The sequence below is a fragment of the Ditibartonella apihabitans genome, from assembly GCF_002007485.1.
GTDB classification, from domain to species: domain Bacteria; phylum Pseudomonadota; class Alphaproteobacteria; order Rhizobiales; family Rhizobiaceae; genus Bartonella; species Bartonella apihabitans.
In genome coordinates, this window is record NZ_CP015820.1 from 436,199 (window position 1) to 458,525 (window position 22,327).

Sequence of the window (22,327 nt, forward strand, 5' to 3'; positions counted from 1 at the left end):
GGATAAATTGGAAGTTTGCCCGCAATAACGGATTTTTCTAAAATAAAGAAAATGCGCCCTCATGTTTGCTGCTGCTTTTTGATCGAAAAAGGCATTTCATTTTTGTCAATGACGCTGACGGCACCCACCATCAAAGCGAACCGTCTATTCGGGATTGCATGAGAGTTCTCTCTGCTATCAAGTATAACCGGTTTTAGAATGACCGGAGCACCCGGACTAGCCGTTTGCCCCCAACTATCCTCTCTTGATAGAAGAACAAGTGTTGTTGTGATGATGTAATAGCAGCTCTGTTTGAATAACTGACGCAGTTGTTGTCTCCGATGGTTGTGAAATCCATGGCAGGAGGAAACAAGCTGCTGTGAAGCAAATGAGATTGTTTCCGAAAGATCGGATGTTGCTTTTGCTCACCAAACCATGGTAACTTTATAAAACATAAAAAATACAGTGTTATTTAATAATATTTGATAGAAATTTGATTCTATTTATTAAAGGAGTATTTCTCCTTGAATTTGGTATATAATTATTTATTGAATAAATAATAATATATATTTATTATAATTTTTTTCATTTTGAAATATTGAATATAAAAGTTATTTCATGAATTTGTTGGTTTTGCAGGAGGAAATTTTTAGAAGGTTGTTCAACTTGAATGACATTGTTATATAGTTTGCAAGACAAAAATCAGCAACAATTCGGGGAACCAGGTTATGGGAAGATTTCTCCATTCAAGATGGATATTGGCTTTATCGGCTCTTCTCTTGTCGGTCTTTCATGTGAGTAATGCGATGTCCGATACATTATGTTTATATAGCGCGACAGATAATGACGACGAGGCTACAGATAGTGCTTGCCCGCATATTGATACCACATCCGGTTTTTATTTATCGTGGGTAGGAACGATAGATAGATCTGAAGAAAAACCGGCCTTAATCCAATTGGAAGGTGAATATAAAGCAAACCGGTTTTTCCCGTCAAACACAGTTCTGACATTCGCTCCAATGCCGGCTGCTAATGACACAAAAGTAAAAAGTGGAAATACCGAAGATCGGGAAACACCCGAAGGGCAAAATCATAATTTGTTAAGTCGGATGGACTGGTCTTTATTTTCGCCGGAAGGACGCGTTAGAGTTCAGGAAAAAAATGGAATTCTAAGTTTGACTTGTCATTCCGGAAAAGAGTATGCCGGTGTGGCTCTGAGTGCCCCGTTCGGAAGCTTTCCGCAAACAACCAATTCATCGTTTATCATAAGTGGCAGAGCAGACGGTCGTTTCAAATTGGGGTTTGCAGACAAAACTAATTTTGTAGCGGATGATGCAAAGACCTTTCCTGTTCATTCTGAAAAGCAATCAAAGACTGATGATCGGTCGGATTTCGATTTGTTTGAACTGCCATCTTCAGAAAAAAACAGTAGCAAGATCGTAATCGAATGCCCTGAAGAGGCCGCACATTTCGATATTGCCGCTATAACGATTAAAACTGCAACGAGTGAAAATTCAATCGCTACCTGGGTTTGGCACAAACAGAATTGGCTTCACTCACCCGCCGGTTTACTTGATTGGGCGCAACAATATCATATCAACAAGCTTTATGTTCAGGTCGATATTCAGGATAATGTCATTGTCGATGAAGAACAGCTCGTCGAGTTTCTTGGTGAGGCGCATAAAAGATCGATTGATATTTATGCAGTTGAAGGGGATGCGGATATGATTGTCGGAAAAGGTCAAGATCTCGCATTTCAAAGAACTCAATCCTTAGTGGCATTCCAGAAACGGCTTCCGGAAAATGCAAAGTTGGCGGGACTGCAATTTGACATAGAGCCTTATACCGTTCCGAAATATTCGGAAGACCCATCCAGAATGTGGGTTAACTGGGCAGCAACTCTTATAAAATGCATGAAATCTGGGGCGGACCAATTGATGTCATCATTCCGTACTGGATACAGAATAGCAATGACGGGAAAAATGCTTTGGAAAGTATCAAGGATCTGGGAAGTTTTACGGTTATGATTTACCGCACCAAGGAAACGGAAATAAATGCTATTTCTGCGCGCTGGTTAATGTGGGGGGAAAAATTCAATACAAAATTTCTGTCGCGTTGGAAAACGGACCGGTTAACGGGCCAGCAAAACTCTATTTCACGCCTGCAAAAGAAACAAACAAACAGAATTACGGATCTGTTTTTCTTGTTCTTGCAAGGACTGCAAATGGAGGAGATAAAACAGTCTATCAACTTGGCCATATCGAACAACCGGACGCTGCCAAAATAAGCTTTCTCAAGCGGACAGAAGACTTAAGCGGCGTTGTTTTACGGCTAAGTCCGTATTTCAAAGCTTTTAGCAGTTTCAACGGATTAGCAATTCACGGTCTTCTTTGATTGAGGCAATGACTAAAGACCGAGGTTACAACGGTATGCCAGAATAATATCAACCTATGATATAGTCTTTCAGGACAATTCCGATTTGAAATCATAGCAAGTCGAAAAGTTTTTAAGAGCAATCTCTGGAAAAACAAGATAAAAGATTTATTTAGAATTAGGTCATATTTTGTGGGTCGCAATATATACAAATAAAAATTCTTGTTAGAACACGAGTGTAATTTTTTTCTGACGAGAAGCATGGTGGTTAAGTGGCATGCCATAGAGGCGATGATAAACTTTTTTTCAGACTGCTGATAACGATTATTTCGTCTTCAGGAGTATATTTTACCGCGTCGGCATTTGCGCAGGTGCCGTCCGGAGCACAGGCAAATGATAAGTTTTGGCCAGTTCGCAACCATCAGAAACTGGCAGATGCAAAATCCATGGCGCGTGCTGGAAAGCCTTTGAATTTTGATATTCCATTGGAAAAAGCGTCACCACCCGGAGTTAAAAGCCGCTCTCTAATTAATAGTGATGTCAAAGTTCTTTTTGAACAGGGCTATCAAGCGCGACAACAGGGTCATTATAAAGAAGCAATAGAAAAACTGGAAAAAGCTTCTGCTTTATCACCCGACAATCCAGATATTTTAAGAGAATTGGGGTTATCTTTCATGGGGCTCGGCGAGCTTGACAAAGCCGAACCGATATTTCGTCAACTCCTTGAAATGGTTCCGGATGATATCGAGGCAAAAACCGGTTTAGTAAAAATAGATTACGCTCATAACAATCTTGAAGAGGCAAAGCATTACACTGAAGAAATATTGGCACTAAAGCCGGATAATGAGGAAGTGAAGTCGCTTCAAACAGAAATATTGAATGCCATAGTTTTTCAGAAAAAGCTTGAACATACGACCAGAGCGAGTTCCGTCATCCGTTCGCCATCCATAAATGATTTGAAATCAATAAATCTGCACTTTGGCAATAAAGATTATGACAAAGTTGAGAAAAATGCCGGATCAGACAATTTACCCGACACTATAAGTGAAAACCTGACGAGCAATTATTTTCTAAGACTTTCTGCCGCCATCCGGTCAAATGTTCCTGATCGTAGTGTGGCTGGTGATTTGGCCAAACGCGGTTTTATATTTCTCACTATGGGCAAAGTGGAGGAAGCTCAAGCAGATTTCGAAAAAGCTCTGGGTTTAGCGCCAACGCTGAGCTTGGCACAACTGGGAAAAGCCGCAATATTGTATTGGCAAGGAGATTTCTTTGCAGCCAAGGAAATGGTCGATCACGTCATAGCGATAGAGCCGGAAAATTCAATTGCGCGCGACTTCAAATTCCGTATAGACGCTGCCATAAAATTTTCACAGACGGAAGATAAAATTAAGAACGAAAACTTGTCTGGAGAACCATTGAGTGATGTTTCGGACAATGAACAGAAAACTGTGGGGCAGTTATACGAAATTGGCAGCAATGAACGGAAAGCCCAGCATTTTGACCTTGCCAAACAGCATTTTGAAGCTGCTTTAGCTCTCGAACCGGACAATGCGGATATCCTTGTTCAATTGGGGCTCACACTTCTTGCGCTAGGAGATCTGGATGCGGCAAAAGAAAATTTTAGTCGGGCTTTAATGATAGCACCAGATTACATCGATGCGAATTTGGGCTTGGCACGTATCGCCTATTGGAAAGGCGAACTTGATAAAGCAAAAGCTCTTTGTGAAATGGCATTGTCGCAGTCACCCGACAATGAAGAATTGACGAGCCTGTTAAAAGACATTGAACGCGCGATCGCTTCAAAAAACAAAATCGCCAAACATGGCGGTACCGGCAATTCGTCCAATGGAACGGGAAAAGATAACCCGCAGCTCGTCGAGAGTAATCATCTCGCTCAACAAGCAGCGCAAATTGTTGCTTCAGGAAAAAACTTCGCCCATGCGGAAGCTCTTTATCGACAGGCTTTATCCCTAACGCCTCAAAATGTTGATCTGTTAATAAAGCTCGGCAATGTTCTATCGTTTCAGAAGAAATTTGCTGAAGCCGATAAGATATTTGATCTGGCTCTCGAAATTTCGCCGGATGCTCTTGAAGCCTCGCTTGGCAAAGTGAATGTAGCGCTTTGGCAAAATGATTATGCGCTAGCCAGACATCGTATTGATGCATTGTTGCTTCGGCACCCTGAAAACGAAGAGGTGGCTTTGTCCGACGCGTCGCTTTATATGGCGGAACATCAATATAAGCGGGCAATCACAGTCTATAACCGCATTTTGGAGAAAAACAGCAAAAATCTTCAGGCATGGTTAGGCATGGGGGATGCCAAACGTGGCCTTTTACGTGATCGGGAAGCCGTTAATGATTACGATCAGGCCCGTATAATTGCTCCTGACAATAGAGAAACTCTCGAGCGTATTCAAAGGCCTATCCGTAAACGGTGGCGTCTTGACATTGATAGTACTTATAGCGAGTTGACTGCACCTTATAAAAACTGGCGGGAAGGTGGCGTGGCGCTTTCCTATCAATTGTCAGAAGCAACGATATTGACTGGCCGGTTAGGTCTTTCCAATCGCTTCAATATGGATGACCAGCAGTTCGAGCTTGCAATTGCCCATCAATTCCGACCGGCTGTTTGGGGTTATTTGGCGGGGGTTGTCACACCGGATGCAGATTTTCTGGCACGATATATTTTACGCGCGGGTGGTAGCAGCAATATTGGTAGACTGGGAAAAGTGGGCATGCTCGGAGCGACACTCGATACCAAAAGCGAATGGTATGACAATGGCGTTGTCAAAACTATAACTCCCGGCTTGAGGCAGACTTTCTTCAAAGATCGTATGACCATATTTGCCCAATGGATTAATGTGTTTGACCAGAAGAACAAACATTCGGGAGGCTATCTTTTGCGCGCAGAGACCAATCCTGTCGACCGGTTTCACTTTAATATAGGATATTCGAGTACTCTGGAATCGTCAGGTGATGTTCTTATCCCGACAAAGACGATATTCGGAAATATCGCGTTCGATATAACAGAAGACTTAACAATTGGTGCTAACCTGTCCAAGGAACAGCGTACGAATGCTTATAATCGCTTGGTTTATGGTTTGAATTTGACGCGGCGTTTTTGATGATCAACATTAACATTCAATGGATAATGGGGGCAATTTTTATAGGCCTTTTTTATGCTTGCCTCGCGGTATTGATGCTGGTCGTCATGATCGTCTTTCATTTCAGGATGGTCAACAACCGCAAGCAGATGATCAAACTCAGAGAAAAATTCGAGACCTTTTTGGATAGTCTGGAAGAGGGCAAAATATCTTCAAAACAGAAGAAAAAATTTTCAACGCGGCAACTTATGCGTCTTGTGCCTTACTTCCGGGCTATTCCGGATAAAAAAAAGCATCAATTGGCCATAGAATATTTTATTCAAACAGGTTTGGTTAAGGTGTTAGCCAAAAAAATGCGTTTTTCTTTACGTTCGAAGCGTGTGCAAATTATCGAAACTCTTGCATTGTTTCCGGATAAAACTGCTCAACAAGTTTTGCATGACGGGTTAAAGGATGTTTCGCAAAAAGTTCGTCTCGCTTCGGCTATCGCTTTAATGGAGAATGATGCTCCATGGTGGCTCTATGATGTTGTTTCAAGCCTGCCGAACTCCAAAACAAACGTAAGTAAATATTTAAGACCTGATGTGGAAAATGAAAGTCGTGTTGAAAAACTGACCAATGTGGCCAGTCTAACAATTATGCCACCGCTCATGCGCTGCGATGCAATTAATATCTTGGCCCAAAATGCCGGCTTTGAAACTTTATCGCTAGCAATGACACAAAAAATTAATATTGCGAGCAACAATGATTTATCTTCTTCCAAAGAATACAGAGAACCAATTTTCAAAATACCTGAAGACGATAAGGCTGATGACCGGTATAACGAAACCGTTTCGTTGAATGACGAGGAAATCGATATCGAACAATTTAACAAGGTATTTGCAAATCTTCTGGATGATGATGCGTTACCGGTACTTTATGCGGCAGGCAAGGCATTACTGAAGACGGGAGATCGTGGGCACGAAATATTGGAACATACCAGACAGAATGGAAGCCCACGGGCAAAAAGGGTAGCTGCTTTTTTTCTGAGGAGCGAGAAAATAGAATGATTGACTCGCTAAAGTTCTGGCTTTTTACCGTAACATTTTCCATTATATTTGTTTTTTTCAGTTTGTGGGTCATTATCATGCTCGTTCAGCTGTTTTTGGCTCTTTATGCCTATTTCAGTCGTGCTTCGGTGCCGAAGAATGGTCTTCTTTGGCACCGTTATTTTGATACTGCACCGCCAATTTCGATCATCGTTCCGGCTTATAATGAGGAGAAAAACATCGTCCAGTCGGTTTATTCTCTCATCTCGCTGGACTATCCTGCTTTCGAGGTCATCATCGTTAATGACGGCTCGAAAGACAACATGCTCGACGAATTGATCAAAGAATTCGAACTGGAAGAGAGCAACAGAGAATATGAAACAATTCTGGCTTTCAATCCCATCCGTAATATTTATGTTTCGAAAAAATTTGGTCGTCTTGTCGTCGTCGACAAAGAAAATGGTGGCAAGGCAGACGCGCAAAATGCCGGAATCAGCGTTTCGCGTATGTCGCTTCTTTGCATGGTGGATGCCGATACTATTCTGGAGCCGGATGGTCTTTTGCGCATGGTCCAGCCTTTTATTGACGATCCGGCGCGCACAGTTGCGGTGGGTGGGAGCGTAATGATAGCCAATGGCTCCAAAATCAGTTCCGGCCGATTGACGCGCGTTGCCATACGCTTCAATTTTCTTGTTTATTTTCAAATTCTGGAATATTTGCGCGCGTTTTTAATGGCTCGTGTGGCGTGGAGTTACGTCAATTGTTTAACATTGATATCGGGTGCTTTCGGCGTCTTTAGCCGACGTGAGGTTATGGCTGTTGGCGGTTATACGCGGGGATCCGTCGGCGAAGATTTTGATTTGGTGATCAAGCTACATCGATATATGCTGGAAAACAAACGCGATTATCGTATTACTTTTGTGCCCGATGCTGTTTGCTGGACGGAAGCGCCGGAAAGTCTTTCTGTTCTTGCCAAACAACGCACGCGTTGGCAAAGAGGCGCTTTGGAAGTTTATTTTCGCCATCAGGACATTATGTTCAACAGACGCTATGGACGCATCGGTTTTGTCGGCATGCCGATGGTGTTTGTTATAGATGTTGTAAATCCACTGCTGGAACTATTCAGCTATATTCTTTTTCCGATTGTCTTTTATTTCAAAGCCATGACGTTCGAGTTTTTACTTTCGTTCATTTTTATGGCGTTTATGTATGGAATATTCGTCAGCTTGTTTTCAATATCGCTTGAACAAATGCATCTCGGTTTTTTGCGTAAAGCAAAATACATATTTATTCTTTTTCTATCTTCAATCATTGAATGTTTCGGCTATCGTCAAATCAATACATTCTGGCGGATAAAAGCCGCCGGAGAATATTTTTCGGGAAAAACGTCATGGGGCGAAATCAAACGCACCGGTTTTGACGAGGTTAAGAAAAAAACAGCCCAATAAATTTTTTGCTCCAGCGTATAAAGCCGCTGGAGCAACTGTTTTAAACATGGTTCTTCGTAATTATTTCTATGCTTATTTAACGACGAAACCATGCTTATATGGATCACGATCGTCGATAAATATGGTGTTGAAGCCTGTCATTCTGGCCCATCCCGCAACGGATGGAATAATGGCCGGAAGCCCCTCTACATCGGTCAATTTTTCAACACGGCCTTCAAAAATAGAACCGATGATCGATTCATGGACAAAATTATCACCGGCTTTCAGAATTCCCTTGGCTGTCAATTGTGCCATTCGTGCCGAGGTTCCGGTCCCGCAAGGCGAGCGGTCAATGGCTTTATCGCCGTAAAACACAGCATTGCGTCCATTGGCTCCGGGCTTTGTCGGTTTTCCTGTCCACATAATATGGCTCAAGACATTGATTTCGGGTTTTTGAGGGTGCTGGAAGCTATAGAGTTCATTCAACCTTTTTCTTAAGACTGGACTCCATGCGATAAGCTCTAATGCATTATAGTCGGCCATATCGGTATAATTTTCTTGTGGTTCGACAATGGCGTAAAAATTACCACCATAAGCTACATCCACTTTAAGAAGGCCCAAGTCCGGACATTCGACCTCAAGGTCCCGTTTGTAAAGGAAAGCAGGCACATTTGTCAGGCGAACTTTTTCCACATAAGGGCCATTTTGCTCATATGTAATGTCGACTTTTCCAGCAGGAGTATCCAGACTGAGTTTTCCCGGAATGCGCGGCGTAATAAGTCCATATTCGATGGCCATTGTAACGGTTCCGATTGTGCCATGTCCGCACATGGGCAAACATCCGGAAGTTTCGATATAGAGAACGCCGATATCACAATCATCGCGTGTTGACGGATAAAGAATAGAGCCGGACATCATATCATGCCCGCGCGGTTCAAACATCAAACCGGTTCTGATCCAGTCGTATTCACGTAAAAAATGCAGGCGTTTTTCCATCATGGTGTTGCCTTGCAGAAGCGGACCGCCACCGGCAACCAGACGAACAGGATTACCACATGTATGACCATCAATACAGAAAAACGAATATTTCGCCATGTCAAAACCTCCCGGCACGAAATGGATAAATTGAAAGAGCAGGCTCTTTATGTTCAATGAGATTGTGTATGAGACGGGCGGTCGCTGCCGATTGTGTCAAGCCAAGATGGCCATGACCGAAAGCATATAATATTCGCCGGCTGTTTTTCGCATAATCGATAACCGGTAAACCATCGGGGATCGACGGCCGATACCCCATCCATTCCACCCCGTTTTCGAGCTTCAAATCAGGGAAAAATTCCTTCGCTTTTTTCAGCATGGCTTGGGAGCGTTTATAATTGGGAGGCAAATCAAGCCCGCCCATTTCAACGGCCCCGCCAACTCTTATTCCGGTACTGAGCGGAACAACAACAAAACCATGACCACCGAATGTTACCTGATGTTGAAGCTTGAGACTATCAACCGGTAATGTCGTATTATAACCGCGTTCGGTATCAAGCGGTATATTATCCCCGAGAGACCGCGCAAATGTATTTGACCACGCACCACAAGCAACAACCACAAAATCGCTTCGGATTTTTTCAGAGCTGGTTGTCAGTGTAACGCCGCCTTCGTCTTGGGATAGATCAAGAACCGGCAATTTGATAAATTTTGCGCCCAGTCCGCTCGCATAGGACCACAGGGCTTTACCGAACAATTTCGGGTCCTTCACATTGCGCCAGGAAGGAACATAGGAAGCTTTTACAAATTGTTTCGAAAGGCCGGGAACCATATTGTGCAATTCGTCAGAATCGATATGGCGTACTTTTATGCCGAAACTTTCACGCCAATTCCAACTAGGAAGTGCTGCCTGAAATTCTTTTTCGCTTTCGTAAACCTCAAGTTCACCTTCGGTTCCGAGTTCGTTCAAAAGTTCGGCTCTGGCGAGCAAGCCCATCATTTCTTTCTCTGCAAGGCGCATGATTGCTACTTGCGCTTTGATGGTTTCCAATTGGGCTTTTTTTCGGCTTGCCTTCAAGAAACGAATGAACCAAGGCATAAGTTTTGGCAAGTATGTCGGACGGATTGTGAAAGGTCCCAAGGGATCCATCATCCATCCGGGTAGTTTTCTTAATATGCCTTTTGACGCAATCGGTAATACGTCCGTAAAGGCAAATGCCCCCGCATTTCCTGCACTTGTTTCTTCACATATCCCGCTTCTGTCGATGACGGTAACGTCATATCCGTTTTCAGAAAGAATGGCAGCCGTAGCGACGCCGACGATACCGCCTCCGATTATTGAAACCGACTTTTTCGCCTGCATCGCTTATTATCCTCCCCCGATCATTATGATTTTTGTCTTTCGGGCTGATGCAATCATGTAAATTTTTAATCTGGCCGGCGTCACAAATAAAAATTCGCTCACGTCTTATCCGGCCAGATGTTGTTCAAAGAGCTATTTATGCGACTTTGTATTTTTGAACTGCTCCCGGCAATTCACTCCATTTCTTATACCATGTATCAAACAGCTTAAGCTGCTTTTCGACAAATCCACGCTGGCTTTCTGTAAGTTCGTCGGTTTCATTGAAATGGAGCTTATAAGCTTTGTCGCCTTTCAAAACCATCATATGTTTGAAAAATAGTACGAGATCGGGACCGGCATCGAATGACGAAAGAATAGCCAAAGCCTGTTCGAGTTCTTCAGCACGTTGGCGTGCTTCGACATCTCCCTTTGCTGCGGCTTCACACAGACGGCATAGGTGGATGACTTCTTTCGGCAAGACATTACCGATGCCGGTGATCGCGCCTGTAGCGCCACAATTGACATAACCATGGACAACTGTTGTATCAACACCGATCATAAGAGAGACATTATCGTCACGGCTTGTAATGTTTTCGGCGGCGTAGAGCATATCGTCAGCCCCGCCGAATTCTTTGAAGCCGATCAGGTTTTTATGTTCTGCCCGTAAAGCGAAAAAAAGATCGGCGCGCGTAGCAAATCCATAATAAGGACTGTTATAAATCACGGCGGGAAGATCGGGTGCTGCCGATAAAATAGCTTTGAAATGGTTCTTCTGGGCAGCCAATACACTACCACGCGAGAGAACGCGCGGAATAACCATCAAACCTTTTGCACCGACCTTCTGGGCGTGAGCTGCATGTCTTACCGCGGTTTTCGTATTAACCGCACCGGTGCCGACAATGACCGGAATTCCGGCATTAACCAGGCTTTCAACACCTTCCATACGCTCTTCATCGGTCAACAGTGGCCAGTCGCCCATTGATCCGCAATAGACTACAGCCGACATCCCTGTGGCGATAAGCTCTTTTGCTTTTGCAACAAGAGCAGAAAAATCCGGCGTCCTGTCCTGTTTGCAAGGCGTCATTAATGCAGGGATGACCCCTGAAAATATACTAGAATCCATAATATTCCCCTTGTTTGGCGCTTGCGCGGTTCCTCTTCACAAAGCGACCGTAAAATTTTATTTGTTGATATCAAAATTGACAGTGGCACTCAGCGCCGCAATCACAGATATATTGATTACTACCCAATGTTATGAGGTATTGATATATCAAAAAAATATCATATAAAATACGCTTGTCAAGTGATATATTAAAGGTAGATATGGAAAATATGAAAGTAATGGCAGTCAATGAAAGTCAGGCGGACATAGCTTATAGAAGTCTGGAACGCATGATTGTGACATTGGCTCTCGAGCCGGGCATGGTGGTCAATGAACGTTCACTGATTGATGCAACCGGAATGGGGCGCACTCCTGTCAGGGAAGCTATTCAGCGCTTGGCATTGGAAGGTTTTTTTGAAATTCGCCCCCGTTCAGGAGTTCGTGTTGCCGATCTTGAACCACAGGACTTCGGTCGTGTGCTTGACGTACGTCAGGGGATAGAAGTTCTGCTTGCACGGGATGCCGCGCGTTTTGCCGGAGCCGTTGACATTGATCGAATGAAAATGGCGGCAGAGAATTTGAAAAAGTCGGCTGAAGAAAATGATCCTTATAATTTTTTGGATGCGGACAAGCTTTTTGATGAAACATTAGGTAAAGCCGCAGGCAATATATTTGCAGCTCGGGTTGTCGAACCTTTGCAAACCCATTCCCGACGTTTCTGGTTCCGTCTCTACCGCGGACAGGAAGCTATTATAAACTCTGCCAATGCACATATTTCACTGATTGAAGGGATTGTCAGCGGTAAACCGGATGTAGCTGGCAATAGAGCAATGAAACTGATGGAACATTTACGAAAAATGGTCCCGTGATTTCTAGACTATTTTGATGCTTGAAACACGTCTCTTATAAAAATCTTGTATGAGAACCGATATAAGCCAAGTGCTGATGTAGCCAAATACTGGTATAGGTCAGATATGGATCAGGCTGATCCCGGCTTCCTTTTCTTATCAATTGATAAAAAGCGGGAAGCCGGCCTTGACGTTCTCCCCCACCATGGAAGAGACGCAGACAGATTTTTGAAATTTACTGCCCCTTGGTCCATTTGATAGTCAAAACGGAAGCGAAATTTAAAAAATTTCGGGTTTGATACTATTTGCCTTCTATGATGGAGCGCCCCCCACGCCCTTAAAAATTGTGGTGGTTTGGAAAGCCTCCTTACTATCGCCACCTTGATAAATATTTTCACTAGAGATCATCTTTTCGAAGAGGCAAAATTCATTTCATTTTTTTACAAACAATCTGCAAACGGAATTTTCATTCCGCGAGTAATGTCAGCGTAACAGTCTGTTTCTATTGTAAAATCAAATGGTAAATGGTGATTGGGTATTGTTATTTTTTTGCTTTGAAACAAAACATAAAATTGCGTTTTTACACAAGTTGAAAATTCTTGGTTGCACTTTAAAAACAACTGTGATCTTATAGAGATATATCAGTTATAGATCAACAGACAAAACTATATAACATTAAGTGGGAACAACCATCATCAGAAATGGTCCGTCTGGAAGTCTTAATTTGATAGCGAGCAACAAGTGAGCGATGACAAAATGGGAGCATAGACATGAAAAACATCACACGCATTTCCGCTATAGGTTTAGCTTTGGCTACCGGTATCACAAGTGAAGCTTTGGCAGATAAAGTCGACGATATTATCAGTGCCGGAACGTTACGTTGTGCCGTAACGCTTGATTTTGCTCCCATGGGATCACGTGATGCAAATAATCAGCCGATCGGTTTTGATGTTGATTATTGTAACGATTTGGGCAAAGCCCTCGGCGTTAAAACCGAGATTGTGGAAACGCCTTTTCCTGATAGAGTGCCTGCTTTAATGTCGGATCGGGCCGATGTTGTTATCGCTTCGACGTCGGACACACTTGAAAGAGCAAAAGTCGTCGGTTTTTCTATACCTTATATGGTCAACCGGATGATCGTTCTTACAAGAAAGAATACGGGTATCTCTTCTTATGAGGATTTGAAGGGCAAGAAACTCGGTAATACCGCTAGCACTTATGAAGAGGGAAAACTCAAAGCCGACATTGAAAAATGGGGTGGCGGCAGCTATAGCTCCTACCAATCACAAAACGATACAATTCTTGCTGTCGCCCAAGGGCATATTGACGCAACGGTCTTGACCGAAAGCGTTGCGCAACTCGCTATCAATTCAGGTAATTACCCTGATCTCGTTATCACCGGTGTAGCCCCTTATATTCCGGACTATTACGCCATTGCGACAAAACGTGATGAATTCGGTTTCATCAATTATCTTAACCTGTTTGTTCACCAGCAGGTACGCACCGGTCGTTACGCTGAGCTTTATAAAAAGTGGTTCAAGAACGAACCTGTCGATCTTACAATACCGCTCGTCTATCGTTGAACCGCCAGTCTATCGTTGAACGGTTGGTCTATTGTTGATCGAAACGTGATAAGGACGAGTGGTCAAACACTCGTCCGGAAATAATCAATGAAATTTTGTGAATGAAGAGAATTGATGAGGCGTCTCATCTCTACTCCGGATTACTGTCCAGGACATTCTGATGCAAGGATCACTCCAATATCCAGACCCGACTTTTATTTCGGGAACAACCTATATTGATGGGGATGCTTGTGGTGAGGTTCTCTATACAGAAACGCCATTAAGTTTTTGGGGCGGGATAGATCCGCAGACTGGGAAAGTAATTGATAGCCATCATCCGCTTTCAGGCCAAACTATCTCGGGCAAGATATTTCTTTTGCCATCAGGGCGTGGTTCATGCACGGGGAGCAGTATTGTTCTGGAACTGCTTCTTAACGGTAAAGCACCTGCGGCACTTATTCTTTCCGAAACAGATAGTATATTATTGGCTGGCGTTCTCGTTGCCAAAATTTTCTTTGGTCGTTCTCTTCCTGTAATGGTGGTTCAAAAGGCAAAGTTTCAGCGGATTGCCGCAATGGAACGGGTTAAGCTTTGTCATAATGGATTGATGGCAGCCGGAGAGGCTGATGAGGAGAATGTTCATCCTGAAGAACTTTCGCTTACAGAATTTCCGTCACTTGATTTGACATCATATGATCAGGAATTGCTTTCGGGAAAACATGGCGAAGCTGCCCGACTTGCCATGACAGTTATTTGTAAAATGGCTGTTTTTCAAAATGCGAAATCTCTCATCAATGTGCAACAAGCACATATTGACGCCTGTATTTATACCGGCAAAGGCGCTCTCGCTTTTTCGGAAAAGCTGAAAATGCTTGATGCCAGAGTGGCCGTTCCGACAACGCTGAATGCTATTTCGATTGATCTTCAAAATAGAAGCCGTCAGCCGGTTCCAGAAAAGATTGCCCTTCCGGCGAAGCGTCTTGCCGAAAATTATTTGGCAATCGGAGCCGAAGAAAGCTTTACCTGTGCTCCCTATCTGCTTTGTTCCGCCCCATTGAAAGGGCAGGAAATCGGTTGGGCAGAATCGAATGCAGTTGTTTTTGCCAATAGTATTATTGGGGCTCATAGCCAAAAAAATCCGGACTTTATGGATGCTTGTATTGCAATTACCGGACGCGCACCGAAGACAGGCTGCCATCTAAAAGCCAACAGGATGCCAACCATTCGAATTATTGTTGAAAAGCCGGACTCTATTGATGACTCTTTCTATCCTTTGCTTGGCTATCAGACAGGGCTGATTTCGGGGTCGCATATCCCTTTGATCAACGGTTTATCCGGACTTCATCCAAATCGGGATAATTTGAAAGCAATGTCTGCGGCATTCGCCACAACCTCTGCGGCTCCGATGTTTCATATTGAAGGTATAACAGCAGAAATTTCCGATAATCGCGATTGGCTTGATCTTGATTTGGAAACTTTTCGCATCGGGCGGGGAGAGCTATTAGAGGCATGGCATGTCCTTAACGGGAATGCGGGCAATAGAAATGTCAATAATGCACCAGCGTTTGACAAAATTGATCTTGTAGCACTCGGCAATCCCCATTTTTCGCTCGAAGAAGCACTTCTTCTTGCGAAACTTTGTCAAAACAAAACCAGATCTCACAATACCGGTCTTTACATTACTATGGGCCGGCATTGTTTATCAGAACTTGAAAAGCATCACTCTTTCCAAAGTCTTCAAGATTTTGGTGCCACAATCATAACAGATACATGTTGGTGCATGATTGGTGCACCAATTATCAAGAACAATCATAAAACTATTCTTACAAATTCGGGGAAATATGCCCATTACGGAGCAGGATTGACAAAATGCACTATGCGTTTTTCCGATCTTGCCAATTGCGTTCAAGCGGCAGTCGAAGGAAAATTTGAAGTAAAACCACCGTATTGGCTTACGGCTCATGGAAACGAAAGTAAAAGCCATGTTCAATTATAAATTCCAGTGGGGTACAGTTTGGCAACATATCAACCAGCTTTTGGCAGGAGCGTGGGTTAGCCTTTATACAACAGCCATTTGTATGGTCTTATCAATCCTCATAGGGTTGGTTCTGTTGGTTATGAGGCGCTCTACCAATCGTCCGCTTGCAGCAATTGCCATCACCTGGATATCGATTGCCCGTAATACGCCGGCGCTTTTACAGCTTTATTTTCTATATTTCGGTTTTGGCGCTTTCGGCATTTTTATTTCATCCTGGTGGGCCTTATTGATTGGGATAACGTTTAACAGTGCCGGATATTTGGCAGAAAATTTCCGTGGAGGTTTGCAAGCCGTTCCTGAAACCCAGACATGCGCCGCTCGTTCATTGGGAATGACGGCCTTCCAGTCCTTTCACCTTGTCGTGGTTCCCCAACTTTTGCGGGTTGTCTATTATCCATTGACCAACCAGTTGATCTGGGCCCTTCTGATGACATCGCTCGGTGTTGTTGTAGGATTGGACAAGGATTTGATGGCTGTTACCAAAACTTTGGCTGACTCTTCCTACCGCACATTCGAATATTTCTTCGCCGCTGCAGTCATTTATTACATCATGTCAAAAATGCTGCTTATCCTCGCCAGATTATCGGCATGGAAAATTCTGAGATATTGATGGAGAGGGACAGATGTTTACAACAAAACTTACCTGGAGCGATCTTGTCTATCTTTCAAATGGTGCTCTTGTCACGATAGAACTGACTGTGGCGGCAATGGCTATCGGTACGGCTTTAGGAATTATATTCGGTTTCATTCGCGCTGGAATGCCGAAAATATCCATGCCGCTAGCCTGGTTTCTGGATATTCCCCGTTGTGTACCTTTGCCAATACAATTTGTCTTGTTCAATTCTTTCAAGACGGTTATCGGCATTAAATGGAGTGCTTTTACAGTCGCCTGCTTTGTACTTGGCCTTTACACGGCTTCTTACTGTACCGAAGTTGTGCGGGGAGGCATTTTGGCGGTGCCGGGAAATTTGCGTAGAGCGAGCCGTTCTCTTGGTTTGAGCTGGTGGCAGGATGTCTTTTATATTGTCATACCGCTTGCGGTCAGAGTAGGCTTTTCCGGTTGGCTCAATCTTACCCTTTCGGTCATGAAAGATACCTCTCTGGTTTTCTGGATAGGAATTATCGAGCTGCTCCGCGCTTCCCAACAATTGAATATCAGATTGAACGAGCCATTCGTAATCTTCTTTCTGGCAGGGATTTTTTATTACGTCATTAGTTGGGTCGTTTCCAACATTGGTTCGCGTTTTGAAAATAAATGGGTGATAAATGATTGAGATTGATAATGTTCATAAATCCTTTGGTGCCTTAAAGGTTCTCAAAGGCGTTTCAATGACTGTTAACAAGGGTGAAGTTGTTTCCGTTATCGGCGGTTCGGGATCAGGAAAGTCGACATTGTTGATGTGTATTAATGGTCTCGAAAAAATTGATAGCGGCGCGATTAAAGTCGACGGTACGGATGTATTTTCTCCATCTACCAATCTTGACAAATTAAGACAGAAAATCGGCATTGTTTTTCAACAATGGAATGCATTCCCACATTTGACTGTTATAGAGAATGTTTCTTTGGCTCCTCGTAAAGTTTTGAAAATGTCAAAAGAACAGGCAAGGGAAATTGCCATCAAACAGTTAGAACATGTCGGCTTGGGGCAAAAGCTTGATGTATATCCGAATAAATTGTCCGGTGGACAACAACAGCGTATGGCGATTGCCCGTGCACTTGCCATGTCTCCGGATTATATGCTTTTTGATGAGGCGACCTCCGCTCTTGACCCCCAACTTGTTGGCGAGGTTTTGGATACTATGCGCCTGCTTGCAGAAGAAGGGATGACAATGGTTCTTGTTACCCATGAAATTTCCTTTGCAAGAGATGTTTCGAACCGCGTGGCGTTTTTCCACCAAGGACAAATCCACGAAATCGGTACGCCCGACGAGGTCATCAGAAATCCACAACGTCCGGAAACGGTCGCTTTTCTCCAGTCTGTTCGCTAATGATAATATAAAGATATGTTTGAAAAAACATATCTATTGTCACCGGAAAGAATTCATCTTTTACGAAAAATTTGGCTTGCGAAAAACATCAAGTCGCAAGTAAAATTTTTATTTTATGTTAAAATAATGTCTGTATTCATGTGTGAACTATATTTTATTGTTTTTAAAACAATTTATATTTTTATTTTCATTAAAACAAAAAAATTAAATTATTATTGTAATTAATATTTTATTTGTTGATTTTAACTTGAAAATAAACCGGAAAAAATATTTTTATAATTTGAAATGTAAAGTATTTTCAGCCACTTATATTTTTCTGTAATCGTCTTCATCCTTTAACATTATCTCTTACAGTAAAAGGGAGAGACAAGCTTAGAGATGCATAGAGCATGACTTTAAGGGCAGTTGATTTAAATTTAGGAGTCTTTGATCAAAGCTCTGTCTTATAATCAGTCTATTTTCAAAGCTTTTCCTCAAAACTAAGCAGAGTTCGTCATCAAAAACTTGATGTGATGTTGAAATCGATCATGGATCAGTCAATTTCATATGTCTGCTTTTTCAAAACTGTAGTCACGTTCCACTTTTGCAACGCGAATGACGTAATGCGAGTAAAATATTTCCCGACCGAGTTTCTGGGCAAGTTTATGGTCGACATTTGCTTTCCAAACTTTCATGCTCTCTTCATCTTTCCAGAACGAATTGGTAATGCCAAAACCATCATCGCCGCGGGCACTTTCAGCACCAAGGCACCCTGGTTGCTGTAACGCCAGTTCTTCCATTGCCTTTGCCATTTCTGCGTAACCATTATCTCCTTCTGTTTTTCGGGAAGAAAAAGCAACAATGTAATAGGGAGGCGGGGGAGTTTTTGAAAAAGCCTTGGTCATTCAATCGGGGCTCCGAGTATAATTTCAATGCGAACAGAATAACCTAATTCATGTTTTATAACAGCGTGTTAATGTTACCAGATGAATTCTGTTGCGATTTGGTCGTTGTCGAATGGTAAAGTTAGAAAAGTATATAAGAACTTGTTCAGATTATTTTACAATTAAATTGGTTTTGATGTGCAAGTCCACAGCTTATAAAAAATAGTCAAACGCGGAATTTATGGTTTCGTCATTGGCGGCTTGCTCTATTCCCTCAATGTAACACTCATCCTTGAAATGTTGAGTAAGTCAAGAGCCGTGTTTTCAGTTAAACTCGGATTTCCTCTGGAATATCATTAAAGCAGTACTTACGTCGCATTGATTAATTATTAAAATTCTCAATTCCGTTTAAACAATTACATTCATCTTTAAAAGAGATAGGAAAGAATTAACATTTCTTGCGGTGAGAATTTATCACGCCGTACAAAAAGTACGAAATTATTCTAAAAAGACCTGCCGTTTTTAAATTTTCCGTTATGTTTAAAGAAATTGGTGTTAACAAAGGCAGTTTAAAACGGTTTCCGCCTGTGCCAATACGTTCTTAACCGCATCATCGGACAAATCTGGTGGATAGCCAAATTTACGTAATAAGCGCTTGACGAGCACACGCATTTCAGCTCTGGCCTGTGTTCTATGGTTCCAATCAATTGTAACCTTAGCCCGCATGGCTTTAACCAGCTCTATAGCAATAACCCGCAGTTTCTCATCACCCATGGCCTCCACTGCGCTATTATTCTCGGCCAACGCATCATAAAAAGCAACTTCAGCGGGGCTTAATCCGCTTTCCATACCGGCCTGTACTTTGGCACGCATATCTTTAGCAAGATCAATAAGGGATTGCAGCATTTCAACCGTCGAGATTGCATTAGAATGATAACGCGCCACTGCTTCTTTCAAACGGTCTGAAAAAGCGCGCGCCTCGATAATGTTGGTTTTGCTGCGACTGGTAATTTCACCATTAAGGAGTTTATGCAATGCTTCCAGAGCCAGATTTTTACGCTCCATATTCTGGATTTCTATTAAAAAATCATCTGAAAGAATAGAAATTTCCGGTGTCTTCAATCCGGCGGCCTTCAGGATATCGACAACCTCGGCAGTAACAACAGCTTTATCCAGTAATTGGTTGACAGCCGCTGTGCGTGCTTCATCACTCATTTTTCCACGCACTGTCGGTTTCGCTAATGCGGCCCTTACAGCTTCATAAAAACCGATTTCATCACGTGTTTTTAAAGCCAATTCACTGGCACTTGCCAAAGCATTTGCTTTTTTTAGCGCTGTTACCGCATCAAAATAACGTCGATGCGCTCGTTTCTTTTCTTTCTCATCTTTGGCTTTTGCGGCGGATTCGTTTTGTAACTTCAAAATCCAATCCATCGCATCGGCAATAGCTTCAAGCTTTTCAGAGGGTGTACCTGTATAGCCCTTGCTTATATCAATGCCGTGATACATATCACGCACCACATCAAGACATTCTTGCAGGGCACTCACCGCTTCTTCTTCGCTTATACCGGTTTTGTCCCGGTCAGATTGGGTATATTCGGCCAATGCCTTTTTCAGATTGTTGCCAATTCCGATATAATCGACAACCAAACCACCCGGCTTATCCTTGAAAACACGATTAACACGTGCAATTGCCTGCATGAGTCCGTGACTTCGCATCGGCTTATCAATATACATTGTATGCATAGGCGGCGCATCAAAGCCTGTGAGCCACATGTCGCACACAATGACCAGCTTTAACGGATCTTCGGGGTCACGTGCTCTTTTTGCCAAAAGATCGCGACGTTTTTTATTGCCTATATGCTGTTGCCAGTCTAAAGGGTCGGAAGCTGAACCCGTCATTACAATTTTGACGGCACCCTTGTTGTCATCTTCAGAATGCCACTCAGGTCGCAAGCGAATGATTTGATTATAAAGATCAACACAAATGCGCCTACTCATTGTAACCACCATAGCACGCCCCGCCATTGCATGAAGGCGTGCTTCGAGATGGGCAATCATATCTTCGGCAAGTTTTGACAATCGTTTTGGCGCTCCGACCAATTTTTCAACGCTTGTCCATTTGGATTTTTGCTTTTCTTGCTCGGAAGGTTCATCACCCTCAATCATTGCATCAACGGCATTGTCGATCTGTTTCTGTACAGCGGGATCAAGTTCGAGCCGGACAAGACGGCTTTCATAATAGATCGGCACGGTTGCCTTATCTTCAACAGCACGGGAAATATCATAAATATCAACGTAAGAGCCAAAAACTGCAGGCGTGTTGATGTCTGCACGTTCAATTGGAGTCCCTGTAAAACCTATGAAACTGGCATTCGGCAATGCCTGCCGTACATAATGTGCATAACCATAGCGTGTTTCACCTGTTTTACGATCAATTTTTGCCGCAAAACCATACTGGCTACGGTGCGCTTCATCAACCATGACAATGACATTACGCCGTTCGGTCAAGACGGGGTATTCGTTCTCTTCAGGAAGAGTACTGAATTTCTGCATGGTGGTAAAGATAACTCCACCGGAAGCGCGGTCGAGCATTCTTCGTAAACTATCTCTATCCTCAGCTTGTTCCGGTGTCTGTCGTATCAGGTCGCGGCACATAGAAAAGGTATGAAACAATTGGTCATCCAGATCATTGCGATCCGTCAGCACCACCAGTGTAGGATTTTCAAGTTCGGGGCTTTTGACGATAAGTCCGCCGAGAAAGGCCATTAACAAGCTTTTGCCGGATCCTTGCGTATGCCAGACGACGCCGCCCTTACGGTCGCCATCGCAAGCAGCTGCTGCAATAATGCGATTGAGTGCCTTTAATGCACCATAATATTGGTGATATCCGGCAACAATCTTGAACGGCCCATTGCCTTTATTACCAAAGACGATGAAGTCCTTAATGAGGCGTAAAAATCTGTTTTTTTCAAAAACACCTTTTATCAGCGTTTCATATTCACGTGGGCCGGCTGGCGTAAAATCACCATCAGCACCTGTTACGGTGCGCCATGGCATAAATCGTTCTTCCTCCGCAGTCAGTGAACCAATGCGTGCAGAAAGCCCATCAGAAGTCACTAAAACCGCATTGGTGCGAAAGAGGGAAGGAATTTGCTTTTTATAAGTCTGCAACTGGTTAAAGGCATTGCTCAAAGTTGCCTGTTCGGAAGCAGCATTTTTTAATTCGATCACGCCTAATGGCAGGCCATTGACAAAAACAACGATATCAGGACGCCGCGTGAAACCGTTTTCAGCAACGGTAAACTGATTTGTAACCAAAAAGTCATTGTTCTCAGGATTTTTGAAATCAATCAACCACACCTTATTGCCAATGATCACACCATCATCATCGGCATATTCGACATCAACTCCTTCAATAATCATTTTGTGGATGCGGCGATTTTCTTCAACGAGTGAAGGCGTTTCAACAGCCAGTATTTTACGCAAGGCATCAAGGCGTGCATCTTCCGGAATTGTCGGGTTGATGCGCGCCAAGGCATCAAGAAGTTTTTTGGTGAGAATAACTTCATCATAGGCTTTACGCAATGGCAAGATTCCATCAGGGCTTGACGCCTTGGGGTCGACAATTTCATAGCCAAGCTCGGCGAAATATTCCAAACCTGCGCATTCAATATCGCACTCGTTCATCCTC

Annotated in this window: 16 protein-coding genes; 11 read left to right on the forward strand and 5 right to left on the reverse strand. The window is 43.2% G+C overall.

Annotated features, from left to right (window positions below):
* The first annotated feature begins 707 nt into the window (after positions 1-707).
* The 5 genes from BBC0178_RS01905 (at position 708) to BBC0178_RS01925 (ending at position 7,935) form a co-directional block, all read left to right on the forward strand.
* A complete protein-coding gene (locus BBC0178_RS01905) occupies positions 708-2,006 on the forward strand; it encodes a hypothetical protein (protein ID WP_149867397.1) in 1,299 nt (432 codons plus the stop codon).
* A 52-nt stretch (positions 2,007-2,058) separates the two neighbouring features.
* Positions 2,059-2,373 carry a hypothetical protein gene (locus BBC0178_RS01910; RefSeq protein WP_078039007.1) on the forward strand — a complete coding sequence of 105 codons (315 nt, stop codon included), beginning with the start codon at positions 2,059-2,061 and terminating at the stop codon, positions 2,371-2,373.
* Positions 2,374-2,624: 251 nt separating this feature from the next.
* Entirely contained in the window at positions 2,625-5,480 is a 2,856-nt protein-coding gene (locus BBC0178_RS01915) for a tetratricopeptide repeat protein (RefSeq protein WP_078039008.1), read from the forward strand.
* Entirely contained in the window at positions 5,480-6,508 is a 1,029-nt protein-coding gene (locus tag BBC0178_RS01920; RefSeq protein ID WP_078039009.1) for a HEAT repeat domain-containing protein, read from the forward strand. Before BBC0178_RS01915 ends, BBC0178_RS01920 begins: the two co-directional genes overlap by 1 nt.
* Complete coding sequence (locus BBC0178_RS01925; RefSeq protein ID WP_078039010.1) at positions 6,505-7,935, forward strand: glycosyltransferase family 2 protein; 1,431 nt, start codon at positions 6,505-6,507, stop codon at positions 7,933-7,935. The genes BBC0178_RS01920 and BBC0178_RS01925 overlap by 4 nt, the downstream gene beginning before the upstream one ends.
* Positions 7,936-8,007: 72 nt before the next feature.
* Here BBC0178_RS01925 and BBC0178_RS01930 read toward each other — a convergent pair whose 3' ends face one another.
* The 3 genes from BBC0178_RS01930 to BBC0178_RS01940 all read right to left on the reverse strand — a co-directional run bounded on the left by BBC0178_RS01930 (position 8,008) and on the right by BBC0178_RS01940 (position 11,354).
* Positions 8,008-9,009 (reverse strand): 4-hydroxyproline epimerase, encoded by a 1,002-nt coding sequence (locus tag BBC0178_RS01930; RefSeq protein WP_078039011.1) that lies wholly within the window; start codon positions 9,007-9,009, stop codon positions 8,008-8,010.
* A gap of 1 nt (position 9,010) precedes the next feature.
* The gene (locus BBC0178_RS01935; RefSeq protein WP_078039012.1) at positions 9,011-10,252 is read right to left on the reverse strand and encodes an NAD(P)/FAD-dependent oxidoreductase; all 1,242 of its coding nucleotides are present in this window, start codon (positions 10,250-10,252) and stop codon (positions 9,011-9,013) included.
* Positions 10,253-10,388: 136 nt separating this feature from the next.
* Complete coding sequence (locus BBC0178_RS01940) at positions 10,389-11,354, reverse strand: dihydrodipicolinate synthase family protein (protein ID WP_078039013.1); 966 nt, start codon at positions 11,352-11,354, stop codon at positions 10,389-10,391.
* A gap of 200 nt (positions 11,355-11,554) precedes the next feature.
* On the opposite strand from BBC0178_RS01940, the gene BBC0178_RS01945 reads away from it, so the two are divergent.
* The 6 genes from BBC0178_RS01945 to BBC0178_RS01975 all read left to right on the forward strand — a co-directional run bounded on the left by BBC0178_RS01945 (position 11,555) and on the right by BBC0178_RS01975 (position 17,770).
* On the forward strand, positions 11,555-12,202 hold the full coding sequence (locus BBC0178_RS01945) for a GntR family transcriptional regulator (protein WP_149867398.1): 648 nt from the start codon (positions 11,555-11,557) through the stop codon (positions 12,200-12,202).
* A gap of 749 nt (positions 12,203-12,951) precedes the next feature.
* A complete protein-coding gene (locus tag BBC0178_RS01955; RefSeq protein ID WP_077970286.1) occupies positions 12,952-13,764 on the forward strand; it encodes an ABC transporter substrate-binding protein in 813 nt (270 codons plus the stop codon).
* A 160-nt stretch (positions 13,765-13,924) separates the two neighbouring features.
* Positions 13,925-15,739, forward strand: coding sequence for a cis-3-hydroxy-L-proline dehydratase (gene lhpI, locus BBC0178_RS01960; protein ID WP_078039016.1), 1,815 nt, complete (start codon positions 13,925-13,927; stop codon positions 15,737-15,739).
* Entirely contained in the window at positions 15,726-16,391 is a 666-nt protein-coding gene (locus BBC0178_RS01965; protein ID WP_078040308.1) for an amino acid ABC transporter permease, read from the forward strand. Before lhpI ends, BBC0178_RS01965 begins: the two co-directional genes overlap by 14 nt.
* A 13-nt stretch (positions 16,392-16,404) precedes the next feature.
* Entirely contained in the window at positions 16,405-17,055 is a 651-nt protein-coding gene (locus BBC0178_RS01970) for an amino acid ABC transporter permease (RefSeq protein ID WP_078039017.1), read from the forward strand.
* The gene (locus BBC0178_RS01975) at positions 17,048-17,770 is read left to right on the forward strand and encodes an amino acid ABC transporter ATP-binding protein (protein ID WP_078039018.1); all 723 of its coding nucleotides are present in this window, start codon (positions 17,048-17,050) and stop codon (positions 17,768-17,770) included. Before BBC0178_RS01970 ends, BBC0178_RS01975 begins: the two co-directional genes overlap by 8 nt.
* Positions 17,771-18,312: 542 nt before the next feature.
* On the opposite strand, the gene BBC0178_RS01985 is transcribed toward BBC0178_RS01975, so the two are convergent.
* Together BBC0178_RS01985 and BBC0178_RS01990 are read right to left on the reverse strand one after the other, a co-directional pair.
* A complete protein-coding gene (locus BBC0178_RS01985; protein WP_078039020.1) occupies positions 18,313-18,654 on the reverse strand; it encodes an antibiotic biosynthesis monooxygenase family protein in 342 nt (113 codons plus the stop codon).
* A gap of 534 nt (positions 18,655-19,188) precedes the next feature.
* Positions 19,189-22,323, reverse strand: a complete 3,135-nt coding sequence (locus BBC0178_RS01990) for a type I restriction endonuclease subunit R (protein ID WP_078039021.1) — start codon at positions 22,321-22,323, stop codon at positions 19,189-19,191.
* Between the last annotated feature and the right edge of the window lie 4 nt (positions 22,324-22,327).

What these genes read in the sequence shown, in the direction of transcription:
- BBC0178_RS01905 (WP_149867397.1), top strand. Translation starts at nt 708, where the DNA reads ATGGGAAGATTTCTCCATTCAAGATGGATATTGGCTTTATCGGCTCTT.
- BBC0178_RS01920 (WP_078039009.1), top strand. Translation starts at nt 5,480, where the DNA reads ATGATCAACATTAACATTCAATGGATAATGGGGGCAATTTTTATAGGC.
- BBC0178_RS01925 (WP_078039010.1), top strand. Translation starts at nt 6,505, where the DNA reads ATGATTGACTCGCTAAAGTTCTGGCTTTTTACCGTAACATTTTCCATT.
- BBC0178_RS01930 (WP_078039011.1), bottom strand. Translation starts at nt 9,009, where the DNA reads ATGGCGAAATATTCGTTTTTCTGTATTGATGGTCATACATGTGGTAAT.
- BBC0178_RS01935 (WP_078039012.1), bottom strand. Translation starts at nt 10,252, where the DNA reads ATGCAGGCGAAAAAGTCGGTTTCAATAATCGGAGGCGGTATCGTCGGC.
- BBC0178_RS01940 (WP_078039013.1), bottom strand. Translation starts at nt 11,354, where the DNA reads ATGGATTCTAGTATATTTTCAGGGGTCATCCCTGCATTAATGACGCCT.
- BBC0178_RS01945 (WP_149867398.1), top strand. Translation starts at nt 11,555, where the DNA reads ATGGAAAATATGAAAGTAATGGCAGTCAATGAAAGTCAGGCGGACATA.
- BBC0178_RS01955 (WP_077970286.1), top strand. Translation starts at nt 12,952, where the DNA reads ATGAAAAACATCACACGCATTTCCGCTATAGGTTTAGCTTTGGCTACC.
- lhpI (WP_078039016.1), top strand. Translation starts at nt 13,925, where the DNA reads ATGCAAGGATCACTCCAATATCCAGACCCGACTTTTATTTCGGGAACA.
- BBC0178_RS01965 (WP_078040308.1), top strand. Translation starts at nt 15,726, where the DNA reads ATGTTCAATTATAAATTCCAGTGGGGTACAGTTTGGCAACATATCAAC.
- BBC0178_RS01970 (WP_078039017.1), top strand. Translation starts at nt 16,405, where the DNA reads ATGTTTACAACAAAACTTACCTGGAGCGATCTTGTCTATCTTTCAAAT.
- BBC0178_RS01975 (WP_078039018.1), top strand. Translation starts at nt 17,048, where the DNA reads ATGATTGAGATTGATAATGTTCATAAATCCTTTGGTGCCTTAAAGGTT.
- BBC0178_RS01985 (WP_078039020.1), bottom strand. Translation starts at nt 18,654, where the DNA reads ATGACCAAGGCTTTTTCAAAAACTCCCCCGCCTCCCTATTACATTGTT.
- BBC0178_RS01990 (WP_078039021.1), bottom strand. Translation starts at nt 22,323, where the DNA reads ATGAACGAGTGCGATATTGAATGCGCAGGTTTGGAATATTTCGCCGAG.